Origin of the sequence: Nocardioides sp. NPDC057772 (assembly GCF_042798075.1) — a bacterium.
Taxonomy (GTDB): Bacteria; Actinomycetota; Actinomycetes; order Propionibacteriales; family Nocardioidaceae; genus Nocardioides.
The window spans coordinates 1-9,200 of the sequence record NZ_JBHVKN010000205.1 but is presented as its reverse complement, the minus strand read 5'-3'; the positions used below and the strand labels follow the sequence as shown (position 1 = coordinate 9,200).

The 9,200-nt window shown below is 67.1% G+C and carries 9 protein-coding genes and 2 pseudogenes; 8 read left to right on the top strand and 3 right to left on the bottom strand.

The genetic code is table 11. The features are described 5' to 3' along the window. A pseudogene (locus tag ACFVJS_RS23435) lies at nucleotides 1-537 on the top strand (ABC transporter ATP-binding protein); the annotation flags it as partial. A 209-nt stretch (nucleotides 538-746) separates the two neighbouring features. Here ACFVJS_RS23435 and ACFVJS_RS23430 read toward each other — a convergent pair. Then, entirely contained in the window at nucleotides 747-1,235 is a 489-nt protein-coding gene (locus ACFVJS_RS23430) for a TetR/AcrR family transcriptional regulator (protein WP_141782164.1), read from the bottom strand. On the opposite strand from ACFVJS_RS23430, the gene ACFVJS_RS23425 reads away from it, so the two are divergent. The 4 genes and pseudogenes from ACFVJS_RS23425 (at nucleotide 1,210) to ACFVJS_RS23410 (ending at nucleotide 3,845) form a co-directional block, all read left to right on the top strand. Then, entirely contained in the window at nucleotides 1,210-2,295 is a 1,086-nt protein-coding gene (locus ACFVJS_RS23425; RefSeq protein WP_141782163.1) for a tyrosine-type recombinase/integrase, read from the top strand. The genes ACFVJS_RS23430 and ACFVJS_RS23425 overlap by 26 nt on opposite strands. Before the next feature lie 3 nt (nucleotides 2,296-2,298). Then, a pseudogene (locus ACFVJS_RS23420) lies at nucleotides 2,299-2,478 on the top strand (type IV toxin-antitoxin system AbiEi family antitoxin domain-containing protein); the annotation flags it as partial. Between the two features lie 87 nt (nucleotides 2,479-2,565). Further along, the gene (locus ACFVJS_RS23415) at nucleotides 2,566-2,943 is read left to right on the top strand and encodes a hypothetical protein (protein WP_246088252.1); all 378 of its coding nucleotides are present in this window, start codon (nucleotides 2,566-2,568) and stop codon (nucleotides 2,941-2,943) included. Next, nucleotides 2,940-3,845 carry a nucleotidyl transferase AbiEii/AbiGii toxin family protein gene (locus tag ACFVJS_RS23410; RefSeq protein WP_008362670.1) on the top strand — a complete coding sequence of 302 codons (906 nt, stop codon included), beginning with the start codon at nucleotides 2,940-2,942 and terminating at the stop codon, nucleotides 3,843-3,845. Before ACFVJS_RS23415 ends, ACFVJS_RS23410 begins: the two co-directional genes overlap by 4 nt. A 404-nt stretch (nucleotides 3,846-4,249) precedes the next feature. On the opposite strand, the gene ACFVJS_RS23405 is transcribed toward ACFVJS_RS23410, so the two are convergent. Beyond that, nucleotides 4,250-4,762, bottom strand: a complete 513-nt coding sequence (locus ACFVJS_RS23405; RefSeq protein ID WP_378885538.1) for an isochorismatase family protein — start codon at nucleotides 4,760-4,762, stop codon at nucleotides 4,250-4,252. A gap of 412 nt (nucleotides 4,763-5,174) precedes the next feature. Here ACFVJS_RS23405 and ACFVJS_RS23400 point away from each other — a divergent pair, with 412 nt between their 5' ends. From ACFVJS_RS23400 to ACFVJS_RS23390, 3 genes are all read left to right on the top strand, one after another. Next, nucleotides 5,175-6,734 carry a sulfatase-like hydrolase/transferase gene (locus tag ACFVJS_RS23400; protein ID WP_378885537.1) on the top strand — a complete coding sequence of 520 codons (1,560 nt, stop codon included), beginning with the start codon at nucleotides 5,175-5,177 and terminating at the stop codon, nucleotides 6,732-6,734. A 77-nt stretch (nucleotides 6,735-6,811) separates the two neighbouring features. Continuing rightward, the gene (locus ACFVJS_RS23395; RefSeq protein WP_378885535.1) at nucleotides 6,812-7,537 is read left to right on the top strand and encodes a helix-turn-helix domain-containing protein; all 726 of its coding nucleotides are present in this window, start codon (nucleotides 6,812-6,814) and stop codon (nucleotides 7,535-7,537) included. A gap of 4 nt (nucleotides 7,538-7,541) precedes the next feature. After that, nucleotides 7,542-7,901 carry a hypothetical protein gene (locus ACFVJS_RS23390; protein WP_378885533.1) on the top strand — a complete coding sequence of 120 codons (360 nt, stop codon included), beginning with the start codon at nucleotides 7,542-7,544 and terminating at the stop codon, nucleotides 7,899-7,901. Here the strand turns inward: ACFVJS_RS23390 and ACFVJS_RS23385 are convergent. Further along, complete coding sequence (locus ACFVJS_RS23385) at nucleotides 7,852-8,862, bottom strand: bile acid:sodium symporter family protein (protein ID WP_378885531.1); 1,011 nt, start codon at nucleotides 8,860-8,862, stop codon at nucleotides 7,852-7,854. The two genes, ACFVJS_RS23390 and ACFVJS_RS23385, sit on opposite strands and share 50 nt — an antisense overlap. Nucleotides 8,863-9,200 lie beyond the last annotated feature (338 nt).

The window sequence follows — 9,200 nt, the reverse complement described above, 5'->3', positions numbered from 1 at the left end:
CTGCTGATCGACGAGCCCGACTCCGGTCTGGACCCGGTGCGTACGGCGTTCATCAACCAGCTCTTCATCGACCTGAACGCGCAGATCGACGCGACCTTCCTGATCGTCACCCACGACATCAACTCGACGCGTACGGTGCCGGACAACATCGGCCTGCTCTACCACAAGCACCTGGCCATGTACGGACCCCGCGAGATGCTGCTGAGCTCCGAGGAGCCCGTCGTGCGGCAGTTCCTCAACGCCCAGACGATCGGCCCGATCGGCATGTCGGAGGAGAAGGACGCCGACGAGCTGGCCGCCGAGAAGGACATGGGCCTGCCGCCGCTCCCGCCGATCCCGATGCAGCTCGAGCCGTCCAACGGCATCCCACGCAAGTACCAGCGTCCGCCGGGCGCCTGGTGCCGCGAGAACGGTGTCACCCCGCCGCCGGGGTCGTTCCAGCCCGACGAGACACAGGCCTTATCTGGCGCTCGTGTACTTCAGATGGAGTCGTCGCGACCGTCCGTAGCAGGGACGTCTGGCGAGTTGTTCACGTAGAAACGCTCGCCGCCGACGTTTCTAGCGGTTCTTGTCGCAGCGAGACCGGGTTGGACTGATCGCTCAACTGTTGGCACAGTCGGCCATGGTTTCCGCTGCAGGCGGCATCTCATACTGCTGCTTCGCCCGAATCACATCGAGGCACGGCCACCATTGCCGCGATGGGCCACGACCATCCCGGTAGCCACATCGCTGCCTGAGACTGTCGGTCAGACCTCGGAACTCGCGTTCGCGGTTGGCGGAGCGAAACAGCAGGCGAAAGCATCGAGACCCTCGGCGGCTGCATCGAGCAGCGCGGGAATCGCATCGTCCTCGAAGTCATCGGTGCCCACGTGTTCGGCCAGCCGCTCACGCGCCCGATCCAGGATGGTCCGACACAGCTCTGCCTTGGAGTCGAAATACCTGTAGAGCACGACGCGCGTGCCCCGTGCCTCATCGGCGACATCGCCCGGGCTTGTCTCGGCGAAACCTCGTGGCGCGCAGGGCCGCGTTGGACGCGGGACCGCTGTTGCCGGCGGGCACCTGAATTCGCAGAACCATCCCCGCCCGGTGTCGGCGCACCGCCGCTTTCGCCCCGCAAGTACTCGCACTTTTCGCGCCAGCACCCGCTCGATGGGCCAGTGCGCTCGAGTTGAGGCCGGGTGCGTCGGGTCGCGTGGGTAGAACCGCGCGATGAACTCAACGTCTCCAGTGCTCATCGACTCCTATCCTCACCGCGGTACGCCGCTCACCGCGGAGGACGTCGAGCGGATCGCCGCCGCGATCACCGCCACCCACGCTGCGACCACCCGCACCGTCTACGCCTCCGCCTGGCGCCGATGGGAACGCTGGTGCACGCACCGCGGCATCGCTCCGCTCGGCGAGGAGGGTCCCGGCGCCGGCCGTCGGGGCGCCGACCCGGTCGCGGTGTGCGCCTACCTCGCCGAGACAGCCGCTGACGGGCTCTCGGCCGCGACTGTCGACCTGGCTTGCTCCGCGATCGGCTACCACCACCGATGTCGCGACCTGACCGATCCCACCGCGACCGTAGCCGTTCGCCAGGTACGCCGCGGCCTGCACCGCATCCTTGGGACCGCGCCACGCCGACCCGCCCATCCAGTCGGCCCCGAAGAGATCGGCCAGCTCCTCGCCGCCATCGACCGTGACAGCCCGGTTGGTGCGCGAGACGCCGCGGTCATCCTGCTCGGCTTCGCCGGCGCGCTGCGCCGCTCCGAGCTCGCGAACCTCACACTCGCCGACCTCGAACCCAAGCCCGGCGGACTGTTGCTCCGCCTGCGCCGCTCGAAGACCGACCCCGATGCTCGCGGGCAGGTCGTCGGGATCGCACCGGGCCGCCACCGCGACACCGACCCGATCACGGCCCTCGACGCCTGGCTCGCCCATCGAGGACCCGGGCAGGGCCCGGTCTTCACCAGCTTCCGCAACGGCGCTCCGCCGCTCCAACCGATCTCCGGCAACGTCGTCACGAGTGTCGTCAAGCGCTACGCCGAGGCCGCCGGGCTGACCGGCCGCATCACGGCTCACTCGCTGCGCGCAGGACACGCCACCACCGCCGCCATGGCCGGCGTCGGCATCGACCGGATCGCCGCCCAGGCCAGGCACCGACGCATCGACATCCTCATCGACCGCTACATCCGACCAGCCCAAGCGCTGCACGCCACTTCCAGCCGCCACCTGGGCTGTGACCGGTTCGCGTTCGTAACGCGCACGATGTGGTCGCTTTGCGAAACGTCAATGCTGGCGGGTGTCTTGCATTGAGCCATGCAACCATGGATAAAAACCACTCACTCTCCCTGCGAGAGTGTATGGTTTTTATCCATGGTGGGATTGGAGTCACTTCCAGTGACGTTCACGACACGAGCGGCCCTGCGAGCAGGGGCGCATCCGCGGGACCTGTATCGATGGCGGGACGATGGCGATGTCATCGAGCTCTCGCGAGGTGTGTTTCGTAACGCGGCAGCGCCGGAGCCCTCGTTCCCTGACCTGTTGGCCGTCGGCATGAGGGCTCCGCACGCGATCGTGTGCTGCGTGAGCGCTGCGGTGGCCCACGGTCTCAGTGACGAGATGGAACCTGCGGTCCAGATCGCGATCGCGTCCGGGCGAAACCTGGCCCGCATCACCTTCCCGCCGACGACGGTGTTTCGGTTCGATGCTGAGACCTTCGAGCTCGGACTCTCGCAATTGGAGGTCGCGCCGGACGAGTTCACGCGAATCTACGATCCCGCTCGGACAGTGGTGGACCTGATGCGCCTGCGGCACCGACTCGGCGAGCCGGTGGCGCACACGGTGCTCAACAGGTACTTGGAATCGCCAGGAGCGAAGCCGGGGCGGGTGCTGGAGTACGCCAACGCCCTCGGGGTCGTCGGGCCGGTGCGGTTGGCACTCGACATCGCGGGGGCACGATGAGTCGGCCGACGCGAGAGTCGGCGGCCGGGCGCGCCTACTTGGATCTGCAGAACCGAGCTCGGCGGGAGCGCAGGCGTACCCAGGACCTGTTGACGATGTACGTCGTGGAGCGATGGCTGGCCCGGATGAGCGCATCGCCATACGCCGGTGACTTCGTCCTCAAGGGCGGGATGCTCCTGGCGAGCTTCGGGAGTCGGCGCCCGACCACCGATGCGGACGCTTTGGCTCGGAACATGCCGGCCGACGAGAGCGCCGTCGCGGCCCGGGTGGTCGAGATCGCAGGTCTGGCCGACCCGGACGACGGAGTGGTTTACCTGACCGAGACCGTCAAGACGGCGATGATCCGAGACGACGCGCTCTACTCCGGTGTCCGCGTGACCATGGACGCGACGCTGGGCACGGCGCAGCTGAAGCTCAAGCTGGACATCAACTTCGGAGATCCAGTGACACCGGAGCCATCAGTCGTCGAGCTGCCTGCGCTGCGACCCGGCGCACCGCCGGTGCGGATATTGGGGTATCCGATCGCGACCGTGCTGGCGGAGAAGATCTCGACCGCGATCGACCTCGGGCCGGCGAGCACAAGAGTGCGGGACTGGGCCGACATCTACACCCTGGTCACGACCCATGACCTCGACGGTGCCGAGGTGAGCGCGGCAGTGGCGGCCACCATGAACTTTCGAGGGGTCGTCGTCAGATCGCTGTCTGAGGCGATCGGTGACCTCGTGAAGGTCCGGGCCTCAGCGTACGTCGCGTATCGACGCGGGCTCGGCGCCGATGGCGAGCATCTCCCCGCGACATTCGAGGAAGTCGTGGAGACGGCGGTCCGGTTCGCCGACCCGGTGCTGAGTGCCGGCACCCCCGGCGCTGCGCAGTGGCGGGCGGAGGCCCGGACGTGGTCCTGAACTCCGCGAATACTCCGCGAAAACCCTGTCGAGAGACCCCGAGATCGGGCGAGGAGATGAGGTAATGTCGACCTCGTCATCGAAAACGATGACGGATGTTCGCCCAGGTCAAACGGTGGTTTCTCAGAAACTGGTCGAGAAACCACGAGAGATGCGGCACCCGGCGAAGGGCGCCAGGCACCAAGAGAAGGCCAGGGGTTCGAATCCCCTCAGCTCCACCAGTAAGAACCCCGTCTGATCTGCAAAAACGCAGAGAGTCAGGCGGGGTTCTTGGTTCTTGATCCTGCCGTTTCGGTGAAGATTCCGCTCGATTCCCCCGAGCTGTTCAGGCCGACCGTCCTGAACGCGCTGGATGCTGCGGAAGACAACCTCCGCTCGCCTCGACTCGAGAAGCTGTCAAGATCTCACTCCAGCGCTGCCACGGCCTCGGCGGTGGTGCAGACGGTGGCGATGCGCGGGAAGATGTAGTCGAAGGCGAACTCATGGGCGTGCGTGTCGAGTGCGGTGACCGCGTCTTCGGGCAGGACCACTGTGAAGCCGAACTCGTCAGCGAAACGGGCTGTCTGCTCGACACCGAAGTTCGTGGCGATCCCGGTGATGATCAGCGTGTCGACGGCGTGCTTGCGCAACGCCTCCTCCAGCCCGGTGTTGTGGAATGCCCCCCAGGTGTTCTTCACGATCTCCAGGTCCCCGAACACCCCTTCCACCAGTTCGCTGCCTGGCGGCTGCTCCGCAACGCCTGGCCGCTCGGCCCGCACGGCGACGACGAGACCGCCCGCCTTTCGCACTGCGTCGGCCAGGGCGAGGGAGCGGGTGACCACGGCTGGTCCGGAATGTGGTGCCGTGGGCTGCTCGACGATGCGCGTCATCAGGTCGACAAGGAGCAATGCGGTGCGGGGGCCATCCAGTTCACCCATGTTCGGCATGCTAGCGAGGCGTCGCGCCCGCTCGACGAAAACCCGAAACGTCGGACTTGCCGAGACGGCATCGTCGATGAATCGGGCACGTCGCGATGAGAAGGCCAGGGCTTCGAATCCCCTCGGCTCCACACGTAGAAACCGGTTCTGACCTGCGACTCCGTCGCCGTGATGACCCGGTTTCCTGGAGGTCGTCCGGGTGCCGGGGCCGGCTGATGGACAAGTCGTTAACAGCGTCCTGAAACGACCTGCGGGAAGTGGCCCTTGGCGGCTAAGTTCTGTCGTGCTCGCCGGCTCGGGGTCGGAGACGCCCTCTCCCTGTCCGATCCTTGCCAGGAGTCTCGTTGAATCTCCCATGCCGTCGCATGGTCGCTGTTGCCCGCCGGGGCTTTCGTCTGAAGCGGGTTGGAAGTTGAGTTCTGAAGCACGGCTGGGCGGGATCCTTCGGCGCGGGCGGATGGCGATCGCCACAGTGGCGGTCGCGAGCACGGTCGGGGTGTTGTGCGGTCCGACGTCGACGGCGGAGGCGGCCGCGCTTCCGGGGCGGCTGGACTCCGGGCGGCCGAACGTGCTGATGATCAACGTCGACGACCTGGCGGCGACCGACATCAGGTACATGCCGAACGTGCAGAGGCTGCTGGTGCAGCAGGGGACGACGTTCACCGATGCGGTGGCGCCGACGCCGCTGTGCGTGCCGGCACGGGCGAGCCTGCTGACCGGGAAGTACGCCCACAATCACCGCAACTGGTCGATCTCGGGGACCAACGGCGGCTACAAGGGCTTCACGGGGCGTCGGAACACGCTCCCCGTGTGGATGGACAAGGCCGGCTACCGCACGATGTTCCTCGGGAAGTACCTCAACAACTACGGCAGGGGATCGGAGCGCTACTCCAGCGGCGAGCCGGGTTGGGATGACTGGCAGGCGACGATCGACCCGTCGACCTACAACCTGATGAGCCCGAAGTTCAACAGCAACGGGACCATCCAGACCCCTGGCATCTACAGCTCGGTCGTGCTGAAGAACCGGTCGATCAAGATGATCAAGAGGGCCGGGACCAACCTGGGTGGCAAGAAGCCGTGGTTCCTGTGGGTCAACTACGTGGCACCACACGCGGGCGGCCCGGTGGAGGCCAGCGACCCGAAGAGGCGCTACCCCGACCAGCCGTCGCTGTGGCTGGAGAACACCCGGCCGATGCCCGCGGACAAGGGGCGCTTCAGCGGCCTCGAGCTCCCCAAGACGCCCGACATGTTCTACGCCGGGCCTGGGCAGGTCACCGCCGGCAAGCCCTACACGGCAGCCCAGAAGCGGGTGATGCGCTACGTCTACCAGCAGCGCATCGAGGCCGCCCAGTCGGTCGACCGCGCAGTGGCAGGCACGATCGCCCACCTGAAGAGCAGCGGGCAGTATCGGCGTACCGTCATCATCTTCTCCGGCGACAACGGCTACACCACCGGTCACCACGACCGCCAGGGCAAGCTGTGGGAGTCGTCGCAGTCCATGCGGATCCCGCTGGTCATGGTCGGCCCCGGGGTCCCGAGGAACATCAAGGTCGGTTCCGCGGTCGGCAACCCGGACATCGCGACGACGGTCGCCGCGCTCGGACGAGCGACGCCCGGGCGGACGCAGGACGGGGTCGACATCACCCGGGTGCTCGCGTCGAGCGTGAAGGCCGGCAAGACGCTCTACCGGCCGATCCCGGTCGCCGCCTGGCCGACTCTGGGCGGCACGACCACCAAGTATCGCGGCATCCGCTACGGGCGCTACACCTACATCACCGTCACCGCGAGCGGTGTGCCCGTCCTCTACGACCGCGCCGTCGACCCGTACGAGACGCGCAACCTGGCCAAAGAACCGAGGTACGCCAAGGTCGTGGCGCAACTGAAGGTGATCGAGGCCAAATACCGCTCCTGCTCGGGCAGCACGTGCCCCAAGACGTACGCGGGCACGCTGGCCACGCCGAGCCCGAGCTGACCGCAGGGCCGCCCGCGCACCTCACGGTGTGAATTCGGTCACTTGACCGGTATTTGTGGCCGATCTCTTGACTCTCTGTGGATGACTCAGTAACCATTGACTCAATGGACGTTGAGCAACAGGACGAACTGGAACGTCGAGCCAAGGTGCACGCAGCGCTCGGCGATCCGGTGCGACTTCGGATTGTTGACATGCTCCAGACAAGTGATGCTTCCCCCACAGAAATCGCCGGGATGCTGGCTGTCCCGTCGAACCTGTTCGCCCACCACGTCCAGGCGCTGGTGAGCGCAGGAGTCGTCTCTCGTCACCATTCCGAGGGCGACAGGAGACGTACGTATCTCCACCTCGAGCAGGACACGCTCGAGAGCTTGGGCACCGGTTCCCCCCGTCCGGTGCCCAAGCGCGTCCTGTTCGTGTGCACGGGCAACACCGCACGCTCGCACCTGGCTGCCGCACTCTGGCGCCAGGTCAGCTCGATCCCGGCCGAATCGGCCGGCACCCATCCCGCCGACCGCATCAACCCCGGAACGATCGACGTCGCGACCCGCCGCGAGCTGGACCTCCCCATCGTCGAGCCGCAGCGGATCGAGGACGTACTGGATCCCGAAGATCTCGTGGTCACCGTGTGTGACCGCGCGCATGAGACGCCGAAGGTCCCCGGCGAGCTGCACTGGTCGATCCCTGACCCGGTGGGCAAGGGGCCCGAGGCCTTCGACACCGCCTACGCCGAGCTCGAGCGCCGCATCAATGCGCTCGCATCCCGCTTTGAGCCCGATCAGTCATCCCTGACGCGCAAGGAGTAGCCCCATGGACACCGAGGTCACCCTCGACCAGCAGTCGGCAGCGAGCAGCACCACCGCCCGCCTCGCCGACGAGTTCAGCGGCCGCAACGACGCCGCCGCGATCCAACAGATCCTGCACGACTCGCTCGACGCCCAGGCGAAGAGCTCGAACGCGATCACCGATGCGCCGTCGCTCGTCGAGCGGTTCGCCGGCATCGTCTACTTCTCCGAGATGGCCGCCGACAACCAGCGCGATCGGCGGTCGAGTCATCGCCGCACCACAGGGGTCGTATCCGGTGCGGAGCCGCCGCGCTCCACGCGCGGTCGCCGGACCCCTAGTCGTCCGTGGCGCCTTCCCGCCTCCGAACGGAGCTCGAAGAGCTGACCGCCGGCGCGGTCGCCCCGAGACTCGTGCCATCCCCGATGGGGCGCCGCGACCAGTAGCTCGCGAGGACCGAGCCGGACACGTTGTGCCAGACCGAGAAGATGGCGGCGGGGAGCGCCGCGGCAGGCGAGAAGTGGACGGTCGCAAGGGCCGCGGCGAGGCCGGAGTTCTGCATGCCGACCTCGATGCTGATGGCTCGGCGGCTCGAGACCGGCATGCCGCAGACGCGTCCGACCGCGTACCCGAGGGCGAGGCCGGCGACGTTGTGCAGCACCACCGCGAGCAGGACCAGGAGACCCACGGAAAGCAGCGTGGACGAGCTTCCGGCGACGACGGCCAGCACGACCGCGGTGATGCCGGCGACCGAGATCAGCGGGAGCAGGTCGATCACCCGCTCGACGAGACGTGGCAGGAGCAGCCTGAGCACCAGGCCGAGCAGCACCGGTACGAGCACGATCTTCACGATCGAGAGGAACATCTCGCTCGCGGAGACCGGGAGGTCCTCGCCGACCAGCAGGAGCACCAGCAGGGGCGTCATCACGGGTGCGAGCAGCGTCGAGACCGAGGTCATCGCCACCGACAGCGCCGTGTCGCCGCGGGCGAGGAACACCATGACGTTGGAGGCGGTGCCGCCGGGCGCGCAGCCCACCAGGATCATGCCGGCGGTGAGGACGGCGGAGAGGCCGAGCAGGTGCGCGATGCCCCAGCCGAGGAGCGGCATCAGGGTGTACTGCGCGGCGACGCCCAGCAGCAGGGCCCAAGGGCGCCGACCGATGATCGCGAAGTCGCTGGGCCGCAGCGTCATGCCCATCCCGAGCATGATGATCTGGAGGAGCAGCGGGATCTGAGCCGCCCACCCGTCGAAGGTGCTGGGGGTGGCCAGCGCGATGGCGCCGGCGACGAGAACGATCAAGGCGAACCAGCGGCCTACGAATGCGCTGATCTGTCGGACTGTGTTCATGCTCTGCCTTCCGAGACGATGGGTACGGAGTCGAACCGATGACCCGCCCACCGCGAGATCTCGCGGGAGGCACGCGGACGCGCTTTCAATACGACGCATCGAAGGTTCCGATGGCGGCTGGGCTGCCGCGGGAGGCTCATCACACTAGTGGCGTACTCATCATACGTCTATGCCTTTCGAGCGATGAGCACGGAAGAAGCCAGGTCCCGGCTGGACGCCGGAACCTGGCTCCACAAGAGGGGCTCAGGCCTTCTTGGTCGCCCAGAAGATCTCGGCGATCTCGTCGATCTTGGCCAGGAGCTTGTCGGCGGTCTCGAGGTCGAGGGTGCCCTTGGTGC